The sequence below is a fragment of the Ramlibacter humi genome, assembly GCF_004681975.1.
Lineage (GTDB): Bacteria > Pseudomonadota > Gammaproteobacteria > Burkholderiales > Burkholderiaceae_C > Ramlibacter > Ramlibacter humi.
In genome coordinates this window covers 444725-457731 of record NZ_SMLK01000001.1, presented here as the reverse complement: position 1 = coordinate 457731, position 13007 = coordinate 444725, and the positions used below count along the sequence as shown (strand labels likewise).

General features: G+C 69.4%; 12 protein-coding genes and 1 tRNA gene. 3 read left to right on the top strand and 10 right to left on the bottom strand.

Annotation, left to right across the window (positions count from 1 at the left end):
• Positions 1-3: 3 nt before the first annotated feature.
• From EZ216_RS02180 to EZ216_RS02160, 5 genes are all read right to left on the bottom strand, one after another.
• The gene (locus EZ216_RS02180; RefSeq protein WP_135247933.1) at positions 4-1215 is read right to left on the bottom strand and encodes an amino acid ABC transporter substrate-binding protein; all 1212 of its coding nucleotides are present in this window, start codon (positions 1213-1215) and stop codon (positions 4-6) included.
• A 243-nt stretch (positions 1216-1458) separates the two neighbouring features.
• A tRNA-Val gene (locus EZ216_RS02175) sits at positions 1459-1535 on the bottom strand.
• The gene (locus EZ216_RS02170; RefSeq protein WP_135247932.1) at positions 1526-2752 is read right to left on the bottom strand and encodes an amidohydrolase family protein; all 1227 of its coding nucleotides are present in this window, start codon (positions 2750-2752) and stop codon (positions 1526-1528) included. The genes EZ216_RS02175 and EZ216_RS02170 overlap by 10 nt, the downstream gene beginning before the upstream one ends.
• On the bottom strand, positions 2752-4956 hold the full coding sequence (locus EZ216_RS02165; RefSeq protein ID WP_135247931.1) for a RelA/SpoT family protein: 2205 nt from the start codon (positions 4954-4956) through the stop codon (positions 2752-2754). The genes EZ216_RS02170 and EZ216_RS02165 overlap by 1 nt, the downstream gene beginning before the upstream one ends.
• Positions 4953-5858 (bottom strand): alpha/beta fold hydrolase, encoded by a 906-nt coding sequence (locus EZ216_RS02160; protein ID WP_135247930.1) that lies wholly within the window; start codon positions 5856-5858, stop codon positions 4953-4955. The genes EZ216_RS02165 and EZ216_RS02160 overlap by 4 nt, the downstream gene beginning before the upstream one ends.
• A gap of 93 nt (positions 5859-5951) precedes the next feature.
• Between EZ216_RS02160 and EZ216_RS02155 the strand changes: the two genes are divergently transcribed.
• Entirely contained in the window at positions 5952-6722 is a 771-nt protein-coding gene (locus tag EZ216_RS02155; RefSeq protein WP_135247929.1) for a 3-hydroxybutyrate dehydrogenase, read from the top strand.
• A gap of 42 nt (positions 6723-6764) precedes the next feature.
• Here the strand turns inward: EZ216_RS02155 and EZ216_RS02150 are convergent, their stop codons facing one another.
• From EZ216_RS02150 to EZ216_RS02140, 3 genes are read right to left on the bottom strand one after another with little or no spacing between them, the layout of a single operon-like run.
• A complete protein-coding gene (locus EZ216_RS02150) occupies positions 6765-7577 on the bottom strand; it encodes a metallophosphoesterase family protein (protein ID WP_135247928.1) in 813 nt (270 codons plus the stop codon).
• A complete protein-coding gene (locus tag EZ216_RS02145; RefSeq protein ID WP_135247927.1) occupies positions 7574-8560 on the bottom strand; it encodes a diacylglycerol/lipid kinase family protein in 987 nt (328 codons plus the stop codon). The genes EZ216_RS02150 and EZ216_RS02145 overlap by 4 nt, the downstream gene beginning before the upstream one ends.
• Before the next feature lie 48 nt (positions 8561-8608).
• Entirely contained in the window at positions 8609-9322 is a 714-nt protein-coding gene (locus tag EZ216_RS02140) for an SIMPL domain-containing protein (RefSeq protein ID WP_135247926.1), read from the bottom strand.
• Positions 9323-9488: 166 nt separating this feature from the next.
• On the opposite strand from EZ216_RS02140, the gene ompR reads away from it, so the two are divergent.
• Together ompR and EZ216_RS02130 are read left to right on the top strand one after the other, a co-directional pair.
• Positions 9489-10220 carry an osmolarity response regulator transcription factor OmpR gene (gene ompR, locus EZ216_RS02135; protein ID WP_135247925.1) on the top strand — a complete coding sequence of 244 codons (732 nt, stop codon included), beginning with the start codon at positions 9489-9491 and terminating at the stop codon, positions 10218-10220.
• Positions 10221-10316: 96 nt separating this feature from the next.
• A complete protein-coding gene (locus tag EZ216_RS02130; RefSeq protein ID WP_135247924.1) occupies positions 10317-11747 on the top strand; it encodes a sensor histidine kinase family protein in 1431 nt (476 codons plus the stop codon).
• On the opposite strand, the gene ispF is transcribed toward EZ216_RS02130, so the two are convergent.
• Both ispF and ispD read right to left on the bottom strand, forming a co-directional pair.
• Complete coding sequence (gene ispF, locus EZ216_RS02125; RefSeq protein ID WP_135247923.1) at positions 11744-12235, bottom strand: 2-C-methyl-D-erythritol 2,4-cyclodiphosphate synthase; 492 nt, start codon at positions 12233-12235, stop codon at positions 11744-11746. The genes EZ216_RS02130 and ispF overlap by 4 nt on opposite strands.
• Positions 12232-12930, bottom strand: a complete 699-nt coding sequence (gene ispD / locus EZ216_RS02120) for a 2-C-methyl-D-erythritol 4-phosphate cytidylyltransferase (protein WP_239024252.1) — start codon at positions 12928-12930, stop codon at positions 12232-12234. The genes ispF and ispD overlap by 4 nt, the downstream gene beginning before the upstream one ends.
• Between the last annotated feature and the right edge of the window lie 77 nt (positions 12931-13007).

Genomic DNA, 13007 nt, shown 5'->3' with positions numbered 1-13007 from the left:
CGTTCAGCGGGCGTTCCAGGCCGGCATGGGGAACTTGGGCTGGGTCACGAAGGCCTTGCCGTCGAACACCTCGGCCAGTTGGCCGCCCTGCACCTGGACCACCACCTGCGGCAGGTTGATCTGGCCGTTGGCGCCGAACGCCACCGGGCCGTACAGGCTGTCGAACTTGATCCTGGCCAGCGCGTCGCGCACCTTCTGCGGCTCGAGGCTGCCCGCATCTTCCATCGCCTGTGCCAGCGCGGCGACGTCGGCAGCGCCGGATGCGGCGTGGTAGTCGGGGTCGTAGCCGTACTTGGCCTTGTATTCCTTGGCGAACTGGTCGGCGTCACCGAACCAGCGGTCTTTCAGCGCCGGATGCGGCAGCCACGCCGTCATGCCGAACGCATAGTCGGCGTCCTTGCCCAGCGCCTTGCGGAAGTCCTCGCTCGGCACGCCGACGGTGAACGAATACAGCTTGGGCGCGACCGCCAGGCTCTTGGCCTGGCGCACGAAGTTCAGGATCTCGGTCTCGTGTCCGGCCACCAGCACCGCGTCGACGTTCTTGGCCTTGATCTGCGACAGAAGCGAGCTGAAGTCGCTGGTGTTGCTGCTGTAGCGCTCGTCCATGGCGGGGGTGAGCCCGGCGTTCTTCAACAGCGGCCGCGTGCCCTTCGCCACGGAAACGTCGAACGAATCGTCGGCGTAGAGCAGCGCGACGGATTTCGGCGGCGGCTTCAGCGCCTTCATCATCTCGACGGTGCTGCCGAAGTAGTCGCTGGCCGGCGCCAGCGTGCCGAAAACGTACTTGAACCCACGCGAAAAGATCTCGTCCGACGCACCGCCGCCCTGCACCATCGGGATCTTGTACTTCTCGGACACCGCCGAGTCCGCCAGCGCGAAATTGCTGGCGAAGGGGCCGAGCAGCAGGTTCACCTTGTCCTGCGACACCAGCTGGGTGTACTGGCGCACCGACAGGTTCACGTCGGACTGGTTGTCGTAGATCTTGAGCGCCAGCTTGTGCGGCTGGCCGCCGACCTTCACGCCGCCCGCCGCGTTGATGCGATCGACCGCGAGCTGGTAGGCGTCGCGGTAGTAGCGGCCGGTGTTGGCGAGGGGGCCGGTCAGCTGAACCGAAGCGCCGAGCAGCACGTCCTGCGCGAGGGCCGGAGCGGCCGGCGCGGCGAACACGGCCGCTGCGAACAAGGCTGGGAGAAGGTGGAAACGATCGAACTGCATGATCATTCTTCCTTGTTGTTGCATGCCGGAGCGCAGCCCGCAGCATTCCGGATAGCGTACGCCTGCGCGCGCAACTTGGGGGCGTTTTCCGGCGGCCGGGCACGGCGTTTGCAAGGCCGAGTTGATCGGCGCGCGGGGCGGACGGAAGGATGACGCAGCGCTGAGCGAGGCGCGCTCGTCAGGGCATCGGAGGGAAAAATTTTCCCGGCAGAGGTGCCGGGGTGCCATCTCCGGGAAAGGAGATGGTAGGCGCGATTGGACTCGAACCAACGACCCCCACCATGTCAAGGTGGTGCTCTAACCAGCTGAGCTACGCGCCTGGGGTGTTGAAGCCCAAAATTGTAGCAGAGGCTGAAGGCACTCCTTCGCGCACCACGATCCGGCCGCGCGAGATCACCAGTTCCCGCCGCGGACGGACCACCACCGCCTCAGGCACGTGCCGCGCATCCACCACCACCAGGTCGGCGATGCAGCCGGGTTGCAGGCCGTAGTCGCTGAAGCCGCAAGCGAGCGCACCTTGAGACGTCACCGCATCGAACGCGAAACCGAGCTCCTCGTCGCGGCGCAGGTTGTTGCGCCAGCCCACCAGCATCGCGCGCTCCAGCATGTCGGGCGAGCCGTAGGGCGTCCACGCATCGCGGATGCCATCGTTGCCGGCGGCCAGCACCACGCCCGCTTCGCGGCACTCCAGCAAAGACGGCACGCCGCGATACGGTGTGCCGACGGTCACCGCGGCAATCTGCAGCCGCGCCATGCGGTCGAGCAACGCGGCACGACGCGGCGCCTCGACCTCACCGATGCAGAAGCCGTGGCTGATCGCGACTCGTCCCTGCAAGCCAAGCGCCTGGACGCGATCGAGGATGGCATCGAGCGTGCGCGCACCGCCCTCGCCGGGTTCATGCAGGTGGATGTCGAGCCCGCAGCCGGCCTCGTCCGCGATACCGAACAGCAGGTCCAGCGAAGCCGCCGCATCGCCGTCGATGCCCTGCGGATCCAGCCCGCCGAGCACTTCGGCACCCTCGCGCATCGCGGCGCGCAGCAGGTCAGCGGTGCCGGGCCGCATCAGCAATCCGGACTGCGGGAACGCGACCACCTGCAGTTCCATCACGTCACGCAACCGCTGCCGCGCTTCGAGCACGCCTTGCAGGTGCCGCAAGCCGGCGCCGGTGTCGACGTCCACGTGCGTGCGGATGCGCGTCGTGCCGCGTTCCAGGAACGCCAGCGCCAGGGCCATCGCCTGCCGCCCCGCGTCGTGTCCGCTTTCCGCGCGGAACCGCCGCTCGTCCTCGATGCGGTTTTCCAGCCGGCCACCCGCCGCATGCGACCGCCAGGGCAGTCCCCACAAGGTCTTGTCCAGGTGGGCGTGCGATTCGACGAAGCCCGGCAGCAGCAAGCCGCCCTTGCCTTCGATCACCTCTTCGCCTTCGCGGGGCGCGAGATCCGGCGCAACGGCCGCGATGCGCTCGCCTTCCACGCGAACGTCCACTGCCGCGCCGTCCCGCGGCAAGCGCACATTGCGCAGCAGCAGCTCCGCCATCAGCGCCGCCGCGCCGCGCGCACGCCGGTCACTTCGCGCACCAGTCCCAGCACGCGCACCAGCCGCTGCGAATCGGTGGTCTCGACCGTGAATGTCATCCAGGCCGTGCCCTTGACGGACTGCGTCTGCACGCCGATGACGTTCATCTTCTCCTTGGCGAACACTTCCGAGATGTCGCGCAGCAGCCCCTGCCGGTCGGTCGCCTCCACGGACACATCGACCGGGTAGACCGCGGCGCCGTCCGCGCGCGGCCGGCCCCATTCCACTTCGATCACCCGTTCGCCGTTGCGCGCGGCCATCTCGCGGAAGTTGCTGCAATCGGTGCGGTGGATGCTGACGCCCTTGCCGCGCGTGACGAAGCCCGCGATGCGGTCCGGCGGCGCCGGCTTGCAGCAGCGCGCCAGCTGCGTCATCAGCGAATCGACGCCGACCACCAGCACGCCGCCCTTCGTCGCGCCCTTCTCGCCGCCCTTGGCCTTCTTCAGCAGCAGGTACTCGTCCGGCGGCAGCGGCGCTTCCGGCGGGTTCAGCAGGGTCTCGATGTTGCGCAGCGAGAACTCGTCCTTGCCCACCACGAAGAACAGGTCGTCGGCGGTCTTGAATCCGAGTTGCGCCGCCAGGTCGCCGTGCTTGAGCGCCGTGCGCCCTTCGCGCTGCAGCAGCTTTTCCACCAGCTCGCGCCCGCGTGCCACGGTCTCGTGCCGCAACTGCTCGTTGAACCAGGCGCGCACCTTGGCCTTGGCGCGGTGGCTGGCGAGGAACCCCAGTTCGGGGTTGAGCCAGTCGCGCGAAGGCCCGCCCTCTTTCGCGGCGACGATGACGACGGTCTGGCCGTTCTGCAGCGGCGTGTTCAGCGGCACCATCGCGCCGTCCACTCGCGCGCCCCGGCAGCGGTGGCCCAGGTTGGTGTGCAGCGTGTACGCGAAATCCACCGGCGTGGCGCCGCGCGGCAGGTCGACGATGGCGGCCTGGGGCGTCAGCACGTAGATGCGGTCCTCGAACAAGCCATCGCTGGCGCCGGCCAGGTCGCGTTCCCAGGCCAGCAGCTGGCGCAGCACCGCGATCTTGGCGTCGTACTCGCCCGCCGCCGCCACGCCCGAGTAGCCCTTGGCGCCCGCTTCCTTGTATGCCCAGTGCGCCGCCACGCCGTGCTCGGCGTGCTCGTGCATGGCCTGCGTTCGGATCTGGATCTCGATCGGCCGCCCCGCCGCATCGCGCACCACCGTGTGCAGCGACTGGTAGCCGTTGGGCTTGGGCTTGGCGATGTAGTCGTCGAACTCGGAAGTGATCGGCTCGAATTCCTGGTGCACCCAGGACAGCGCGGCGTAGCAGTCGCGCACCTCCGGCACGATGACCCGCAGCGCGCGCACGTCGAACACCTTGGCGAAGTCCAGCGACTTGCCGCGCATCTTCTTGACGATGCTGTAGATGTGCTTGGGCCGGCCCTGCACCTGCGCGGCGATGCCCTGCGCCTTCAGCTCGGCTTCCAGGCGCTGGCGCAGCTGCTCGACGAAGGCTTCGCGCTCAACGCGCTTTTCGTCCAGCAGGCGCGCCACTTCCTTGTACGTCTGCGGCTCCAGGAAGCGGAAGGCCAGGTCTTCCATCTCCCACTTCAGCTGCCAGATGCCCAGGCGGTTGGCCAGCGGCGCGAAAACGCTCAGCGCTTCGCGCGCCACGCTGGGCGGCGCCGCGCTCCTTTGCGCCGCATGGAAGCGCAGCGTCTGCAAGCGCGAAGCCAGCCGCAGCATCACCACGCGCAGGTCGCGCGAGAACGCCAGCAGCATCTTGCGCACGTTCTCGGTCTGCGCCTTGGGATCGTCGACGCGGGAAGCCTCTTCGGCGGTGCGCGCCTGGCGCTGCACGCGCACCAGCGCGGTGGTCTCCACCGCCAGCGCCGCGTAGCTTTCGCCGAAAGCCTTGGCGATGATCTCCTGTGGCTTGTTCAGGTGCTGGCACGCGTACACCAGGTAGCTGGCCGCCTGCATGGCTTCCGAGCCGCCCATGGATTTCAGGATGGCCGCCACCGCGTCGGCATGCGCCAGCGTGTTCTCGCCCGTGTCCAGCGTCTCGCCGGCGATGAAGGGTTCGGCGAAGCTGCGCGCCCGCGCCAGCGCGTTCGCCTGGTGGGGCAAGGCCTGCTCGGTCGCCGCGATCAGCTCGGGAACCGGGCCGCCCTGCGCGGGTTCGGCCAGTTCGCGCTTCATGGTTTCAGCAGGAAGTCCGCCGCGACGCGCACCTGGCCTTCGGCGACGAAGGTGGGCGCGTGGCCCACGCCTTCGAACTCGACGACCTCGGCCCGCGGGCCGCGGCGCGTCATCTCCTGCGCGGTCTCGCGAGAGAGCAGGTCCGATTGCGCGCCGCGGGTGATGAGCGTGCGCGCGGTGATGCGGTCATAGAGCGCCCACACTGCCGCCTGGCCTTGCGCGGCCTGCTCCTCGGTCAGCGCCTTGATCGGCTCGCCGATGGCGGGGTCGTAGTGCAGCGTGAAGCCGCCCTCGGGCAGCGGCCGCACCATGGGTTGCGACAGCGCCAGCCACTGCTGCGCCGTGTGCGGCCCGAAGCTGGTGGAGATGGTCCACATCGCCTGCGCCGCCTGCTCGGCCGAATCGAAGCGGCCGGTGTTGCCGATGTAACCGCTGATGCGGCGGATGGCTTCCCACTGCACGACCGGCCCCACGTCGTTGAGCAGCAGGCGCTTGACGGGCGAAGGCAGCGGCAGGTTCGGCGAGCCCGCCACCGCCATGCCGATCAGCCCGCCCATGCTGGTGCCGAACCACGACAGGTCCTGGATCGGCGACTGCGCGTGCAGCTGCCCCAGCATCGCCAGCATGTCGGCGGCATACGTGGGCACGCCATAGCCCATCGGGTCTTTCAGCCAGTCGCTCTTGCCGCGGCCGGCGACGTCGGGGCACACCACGCGGATGGGGCCGGGGCTGCGCTCCGCCAGCGCCTGCGCCAGCACGTCGAAGTCGCGACCCTGGCGCGAGAGCCCGTGCACGCACACGACCACGCGCGATGCATCCGCGTCGCCCCATGACCAATACGCCATGCGGTGCCCGCCCTGCGGGTCGGGGCACGGTACGTAATTCAGCGTAGGTGTGGCCATGGGGCAAATGTCCGATACTTCCGCGCGTCTCGAAGAGAGCGGCAGGCGCGACAGCGCCACCGCATCGTACAACCCTCCGCGGAGAAACGTCCCATGCTCAACGGCAAAACCGCCCTCGTCACCGGCTCGACCAGCGGCATCGGCCTCGGCATCGCCAAGGCCCTGGCGAAGCAAGGCGCGAACATCGTGCTCAACGGCTTCGGCGACGTCGAAGGCCCGAAGGCCGAGATCGCGAAGCTGGGCGTGAAGGTGGACTACCACGGCGCCGACATGAGCAAGCCCGCGGAGATCGAGGACATGATGAAGTACGCGGCCTCGAAGTTCGGCCGCGTGGACATCCTCGTCAACAACGCCGGCATCCAGCACGTGGCCAAGGTCGAGGACTTCCCGCCCGAGCGCTGGGACGCCGTCATCGCCATCAACCTGTCCAGCGCGTTCCATGCCACGCGCCTGGCGTTGCCCGCGATGAAGGCCGCCAACTGGGGCCGCGTCATCAACGTGGCTTCGGTGCACGGCCTGGTGGCTTCGGTCGAAAAGGTGGCCTATGTCGCCGCCAAGCACGGCATCGTCGGCATGACCAAGGTGACGGCGCTGGAAACCGCCACCACGGGCGTGACCTGCAACGCCATCTGCCCGGGCTGGGTGCTGACGCCGCTGGTGCAGAAGCAGGTGGACGCCAAGGCCAGCGCCAACGGCTGGACCAACGAGGAAGCCACCAGGCGCCTGCTGGGCGAGAAGGAGCCCTCGATGCAGTTCACCACGCCGGAAGAGCTGGGCGAGCTTGCGGTGTTCTTCTGTTCGCCGGCCGCGAACAACGTGCGCGGCGTGGCATGGAACATGGATGGCGGCTGGGCCGCGCAGTAACTCCCCACCATCCGTCATCCCCGCGAAAGGCGGGAATGACAGTTAGTCGGCAAGCGTCAGCTCGTGCTCGTGCGTGCGTTCGAAGTGCGCATCGGCCAGGTCGTAGTCCCACCGCTCCACCCTGCACTTGCGCGCCGCCCCCGGCGGCGGCGCCGACCACCTCACCACGTTCACCGAGTTCGGTGTGCCGTACCGCACGCGGTGCGACACCGCGGTGCCCGCCTGCAGGCAAAACAACGCGCGCGGCGTGCCACTCACTTTCGCGCGCACGTCCGCGATGTACGGCAGATGGATGTGGCCGCCCAGCACCAGGTCCGCGCCGGCGAGGGACCAGGCCCGCACCGCCCCGTGGCCGCCGCGCAGCCGGTCTTTCCCGTCTTCCTCTCGCACCACGCACGCGGGCTGGTGCGTGACCACGATGCGCAATTGCTCGCGCCGCGCCCCGCGCAGCCGGTCGCACACGCGCTCCACCTGCTCGCGCGACACCTCGCCGTGCTTGTGCCGCCGGGGCCGCGTGGTGTTCACGCAGCTCACCAGCAGGTCCGGCAATGCCAGCTGCGGTTCCAGCGCGCCGAACGCGGCGCGGTAGTGCCGGTAAGGATCGGCCACGCGCGTCACCAGGTCGAACAGCGGGATGTCGTGGTTGCCCGGCAGCGCGAGCAGATGGGGCACCGCGAGCGAATCGCAGAACGCGCGCGCCGCGGCGAACTGCGAAGGCCGCGCGCGTTGCGTGATGTCGCCGCTGAGCACCACCACCTGCGGCCGCAGCTGGAACGAAAGCCGCCGCAGCGCCTCCACCACGGGCGCCTGCTCCGTGCCGAAGTGCGTGTCGGAGATGTGCAGCAGCAGGCTCATTCCACGGGCACCAGGTCTTCCTCGCGCGGCAGCATCAGCTGCAGGGGACGCGACGCCACCGTGAAGCGCAGCGGCGGCGCCATCACGCCGACCTCGCCGTCCGCGGCGACCTTCAGCTTGCGCATGCCCAGCACACGCACGGTGAGCGTGCGGAACGCGAAGCTGTGCACCTGCTCGGCTTCACCCAGGCGGCCGAACGCGCCCTTGAGCATCAGCCACACCATGGTCCCGGTGCCGATCGGCTTGGCGATCAGCGCCGCCAGGCGGCCCTCGCCCACGCGCTCGGCAACGGCGGACTCCATGCCAATGCGCTCCAGCTGCAGCCGGTTGTTGCCCACGAACAGGGTCGGCGTGGTCAGCAACGTGGATTGCCCGTCCAGTTCGATCTCCAGCGCCAGCTGGCGCCGCCATTCGAACAGGGTGACCAGCCCCGAGAGGATGGCCACCCAGCGGTGGCGCCCGAACCGCCTCTTGAAAGCCTCGCGGTCCTGCAGCAGCTGCGGGTACAGCCCGAGGCTGGCGTTGACGAGGAAGATGCGCCCGTTCACCTCGCCCACCTGCACCGGCTCGGCCCGCGCGCGCAGCAGCGCACGTGCCGCGGTCTCCAGGTCCTGCGCGATGCCGTGCTCGCGGCCGAACAGGTTGAACGTGCCTTGCGGCAGCACGGCCATCGTGCAGCCCGCGTCCCAGGCCGCCTGCGCCACCGCGTTGGTGGTGCCGTCACCGCCGACCGAGACGACGACACCTCCGGCTTCGCGCGCGTAGCGCGCCCCGGCCTGCGCCACGGTCACCACCGAGCCCGGTCCGTCCGTGTCGACGAAATGGAACTCGCGGCCTGCTTCGCCGAACACGCGCGACAGGGTCTCGCGGGTCTGGCGCAGGTCGTGCTGCCCGGAGCCCGCGTTGGCCACGATGAAAAGAGGTGGGCCGCCAGCCGTGGTGTCTTGCCGCGCGGCATGGCCGGCCAGGTCGGTCGCCCCCATGGCCGGGCAGCTTAGAGGACGCCCCCGCCCTGTCTTGTGGGACTCCGGCTAGCGAAGCTGTACGGAACCCGACACGTTGACCAGGACGTTGGCCTTGCCCGCTTCCACCGGCACCGGCGCGTCGGCGGCGGCCTTCGCCTCCATGGCCATCATGCGCGGCCGCGGCACGTAGCCCGTGTCCTGCGCCTGCACCGACACTTCGCGCAGCGTGTACGTGTTGAAGCCGAAAGCCTTGGCCAGTTCGCCGGCCTTGGTGCGGAAGCCGGCGATGGCCTGCGACTGCGCCTGCCGTTCGGCCTGCTCGCGCTGCTCGCGGCTGAGCCGGAAGGACGCGCTGGCCACCGTCATGCCCTGCAGCCGGCCGGCCGCCTGGCTGAGCCGCGCGAAGTCCTTGCCTTCCAGCACCAGCTCGGCCGTGCCCACCCAGCCGCTGATCTTGCCGTTGCGGTCATAGCGCGGACCGACGTTGAAGCCGCCGGTGTGCACGTCCATGGCGCCGGGCTGGGCCGACTTCTTCGCTTCGGCCAGCGCCTGGTCCAGCACGGCCTTCAGCTGGTTTTGCACCTGGCCCGGGTCGGCGCCTTCGCGCGTGGCGGTGAGCGAAAACACCAGCACGTCCTGCGGCACTTCCACGGTCGAGGACGTGCTGAGCTGCACCACGTTTTCGGGCGGCGGGACCGTCTGGGCCCCGGCTCGGGCGGCGGGAAAAAGAAGTGCGGCGGCCAGGAAAGCCGGCACGGCGGAGCGGATGAAGTTTGGCATCATGACTACAGAACGCGGCAGTTGCCGAGCAGTTCACGGCTGGAAAGTGAATCCGTCCCAGCCGCCGCAACTTATGTAACAGTGTGTCAGGTGTCCGTGCAAACGCCGCACGCCCTGTGTTTCGGCCCTCAGAATCCGGCCTGTTACAAATACGTTTTGGAGCATCATGACACAAGCTGCAGCCCGCACCGACAAGATCCTGGTGGTCGACGACGACGCCCGGATCCGTGACCTGCTCCGGCGCTACCTGACGCAGGAAGGCTTCGAAGTCATCCTGGCCGAGGACGGCAAGGCGCTCAACCGGCTGATGCTGCGCGAGACCGCCGACCTCATCGTGCTGGACCTGATGATGCCCGGCGAGGACGGCCTCTCCATCTGCCGCCGCCTGCGCGCGGCCAACGACCGCACCCCGATCATCATGCTCACCGCCAAGGGCGAGGACGTGGACCGCATCGTGGGCCTGGAGGTCGGCGCCGACGACTACCTGGGCAAGCCCTTCAATCCGCGCGAACTGCTGGCCCGCGTGCACGCCGTGCTGCGCCGCCGCCCCGCGCAGGAAGCGCCCGGCGCCCCGTCGGCCGAGAACGAAGTGGTCACCTTCGGCCCTTTCGCCTTCGACCTGGGCGCGCGCACGCTGCGCAAGAACGGCGAGGAACTGCCGCTGACCACCGGCGAGTTCGCCATGCTGAAGGCGCTGGTGCGCCACCCGCGCCAGCCGCTGTCGCGCGAGAAGCTGGCCCAGCTGGCCCGCGGCCGCGAGTTCGAACCCTTCGACCGCAGCCTGGACGTGCAGGTGTCGCGTCTTCGCAAGCTCGTCGAGGCCGATCCCTCGGCCCCGCGCTATATTCAGACGGTCTGGGGCGTGGGCTACGTCTTCGTGCCGGACGGCGCGGGCTGATCCAACGTTCGCGAGCATGACCAGGGCGAGCGCCGCATCGACGAAGGCGCCGCCGCATCCTGAGGGGACCGGGTGATTCGAGGCGTGGCGACGAGCATGAACGTGACCGGGCCGGCACCGCTGGAGACAGCGCCGGCGCCGCTGGAAATGCGGCCCCGCGTCGGCCTGTCGCTCTTCTGGCGCACCTTCTTCCTGCTGTCGCTGCTGCTCATCGGCTCCATCGTCGCGTGGCTGCAGACCTTCCGCGCGCTGGAATTCGAGCCGCGCGCGGTGCAGACGGCGCAGCAGATCGCTTCGCTGGTCAACCTCAGCCGCGCCGCGCTGCGCTACTCCGACCCCATCACGCGCGTCTCGCTGATCAAGACACTGGCCGAGCAGGAAGGCGTGCGCATCCTGCCGTCCAAGCCCACCGACGTGTACGTGGTCTTCGACAACGCCTCGCTCGACGAGCGCGTGGCCGAAGAGCTGGTCACCCGCCTGGGCGCCGGCACCATCCTCGCTTCCGCGGTCAACACCGAAAAAGGCTTCTGGGTCGGCTTCAAGATCGACGCCGACGCCTACTGGCTGCTGATGGACCGCAACCGCTTCACGCGCGTGGGCGGCCGCACCTGGCTGATCTGGCTGATCACCGCGGCGGGCCTGTCGCTGGCGGGCGCCGCGCTCATCGCGCGGCTGATCAACCGCCCGCTCAAGCAGCTGTCGTTCGCCGCCAGCCGCGTGCGCGACGGCGACTTCGACGCCAGCCGCCTGGACGAGAAGGCCGTCACCAGCGAGATCCGCGAGGTGAACATCGGCTTCAACCGCATGGCGCAGCAGCTGGCCAAGATCGAGCAGGACCGCGCCGTGATGCTGGCCGGCATCTCGCACGACCTTCGCACGCCGCTGGCGCGCCTTCGCCTGGAAACCGAGATGAGCGTGGCCGACCAGGAGGCGCGCGAGCACATGGCGTCGGACATCGACCAGCTCGACGCCATCATCGACAAGTTCCTGGACTACGCCCGCCCCGACCATGCGGAGCTGAAGCCGGTGAACCTCAGCGAAGTGGTCGAAGCCTGCGTGTACGCGGTGCAGGACCACGGCGACATGCGCATCAACACCGACGTGCCCAAGAGCCTGTTCGTCCTGGCCGACGAGGTGGAACTGGCGCGCGTGGTGTCCAACCTGCTGGAAAACGCGCGCCGCTACGGCAAGACGCCCGAGACCGGCATCGCGGTGGTGGACATCGCGGCCAAGCAGCGCAACGAGTGGGTGCTGCTGAAGGTGCGCGACCATGGCATGGGCGTGGCGCCCGAGGCGCTGCCCAACCTGATCAAGCCCTTCTTCCGCGGCGACGCCGCGCGCACCGCGGCCACCGGCGCCGGCCTGGGCCTGGCCATCGTCGACAAGACGGTGCAGCGCATGGGCGGCATCTTCGCGCTGGCCAACACCACTTCGGGCGGCCTGGCGGCGCACATCAAGCTGCAGAAACCCAAGTCCACTCTTGGCGGCGAGGAAGCGGGCCAGCTGGCCCGCGCGGAAGCGGCTTAGCCGGCCCGCTGCGCCAGCAGCACCACGGCCCGGGCCTCGATGCTCTGGCCCTGCCCCACCGGGCCCAGCTTCTCAGCCGTCTTCGCCTTCACGTTCACCTGCGCGGGCTCCAGCCCCAGGCCCTTGGCGATGCGCGAGCGCATGGCGTCGATGTGCGTGGCGAGCCGCGGCGCCTGCGCCACCACGGTGCTGTCCACGTTGGCGACGGCCCAGCCTTGCGCGGCCACGCGGCGCGCGGCCTCTTCCAGCAGCAGCATGGAATCGGCGCCCTTGAACTTCGCGTCGGTGTCGGGGAAATGGCGGCCGATGTCGCCCAAACCCGCTGCGCCGAGCAACGCGTCGGTGATGGCGTGCAGCAGCACGTCAGCATCCGAGTGGCCCAGCAGGCCGCGGTCATAGGGCACCACCACGCCGCCGATCACCAGCGGCCGCCCCGGCACCAGCGCGTGCACGTCCCAACCCTCGCCGATCCGCATCGCCGTCGTCATCGCTTCCTGCTCTCCAGTACGGCCTGCGCCAAGGCGAAATCCTCGGGCCAGGTCACCTTGAAATTCTGCGCGCTGCCCGCGACCAGCCTGGGCCGCAGGCCCAACGCCTCGATGGCGGACGCTTCGTCGGTCACGCCCGCGCCCGCCTGCGCCAGCGCGCGCCGCAGCACGCCCAGGCGGAACATCTGCGGCGTCTGCGCCAGCCACTTGCCTTCGCGCGGCAGCGTCTGCGTGGCGCGGCCGTCCTGCGCGGCCTTCAGCGTATCGGCCAGCGGCACTGCCAGCAGGCCGCCCACTTCGTCGGCCAGGCACTCGTCGATCAATCGGTCCACCTGCGCGGGTGTCACCAGGCAGCGCGCGGCGTCGTGCACCAGCACCCAGTCGTCTTCGCCCGCGCCCCGCGCCTGCAGTTCGGCCAGGCCGTTGCCCACCGATGCGGCACGCGTGTCGCCGCCACAGGCGGCCACCTGCCAGCCTGCACCACGCGGCATGAGCGAATCGCCGGACGACACTACGACCAGGATGGACGCCAGCCGCGAGACACCTCCCAGCGCTTCCAGCGTGTGCAGCACCAGCGCGCGGCCCGCCAGGGGCTCGTACTGCTTGGGCTGCGCCGTGCCGGCGCGGCTGCCCGTGCCCGCCGCCGGGATCAGCGCGTGCAGTCTTGCGGGGGCATTCGGTGGATGAGCAGCCATGCGGAAGTGGGCCATTCTAGAATCCGTGCACACCCCTCCGCCGCGCCGTGAGGGGTGTTTGCATTTGCAAAAACGAG

Bases quoted from the DNA above. Each gene is read 5' to 3' on its own strand.
- EZ216_RS02180 (WP_135247933.1), bottom strand. From the start codon at position 1,215: ATGCAGTTCGATCGTTTCCACCTTCTCCCAGCCTTGTTCGCAGCGGCC.
- EZ216_RS02170 (WP_135247932.1), bottom strand. From the start codon at position 2,752: ATGGCGGAGCTGCTGCTGCGCAATGTGCGCTTGCCGCGGGACGGCGCG.
- EZ216_RS02165 (WP_135247931.1), bottom strand. From the start codon at position 4,956: ATGAAGCGCGAACTGGCCGAACCCGCGCAGGGCGGCCCGGTTCCCGAG.
- EZ216_RS02160 (WP_135247930.1), bottom strand. From the start codon at position 5,858: ATGGCCACACCTACGCTGAATTACGTACCGTGCCCCGACCCGCAGGGC.
- EZ216_RS02155 (WP_135247929.1), top strand. From the start codon at position 5,952: ATGCTCAACGGCAAAACCGCCCTCGTCACCGGCTCGACCAGCGGCATC.
- EZ216_RS02150 (WP_135247928.1), bottom strand. From the start codon at position 7,577: ATGAGCCTGCTGCTGCACATCTCCGACACGCACTTCGGCACGGAGCAG.
- EZ216_RS02145 (WP_135247927.1), bottom strand. From the start codon at position 8,560: ATGGGGGCGACCGACCTGGCCGGCCATGCCGCGCGGCAAGACACCACG.
- EZ216_RS02140 (WP_135247926.1), bottom strand. From the start codon at position 9,322: ATGCCAAACTTCATCCGCTCCGCCGTGCCGGCTTTCCTGGCCGCCGCA.
- ompR (WP_135247925.1), top strand. From the start codon at position 9,489: ATGACACAAGCTGCAGCCCGCACCGACAAGATCCTGGTGGTCGACGAC.
- EZ216_RS02130 (WP_135247924.1), top strand. From the start codon at position 10,317: ATGAACGTGACCGGGCCGGCACCGCTGGAGACAGCGCCGGCGCCGCTG.
- ispF (WP_135247923.1), bottom strand. From the start codon at position 12,235: ATGACGACGGCGATGCGGATCGGCGAGGGTTGGGACGTGCACGCGCTG.
- ispD (WP_239024252.1), bottom strand. From the start codon at position 12,930: ATGGCTGCTCATCCACCGAATGCCCCCGCAAGACTGCACGCGCTGATC.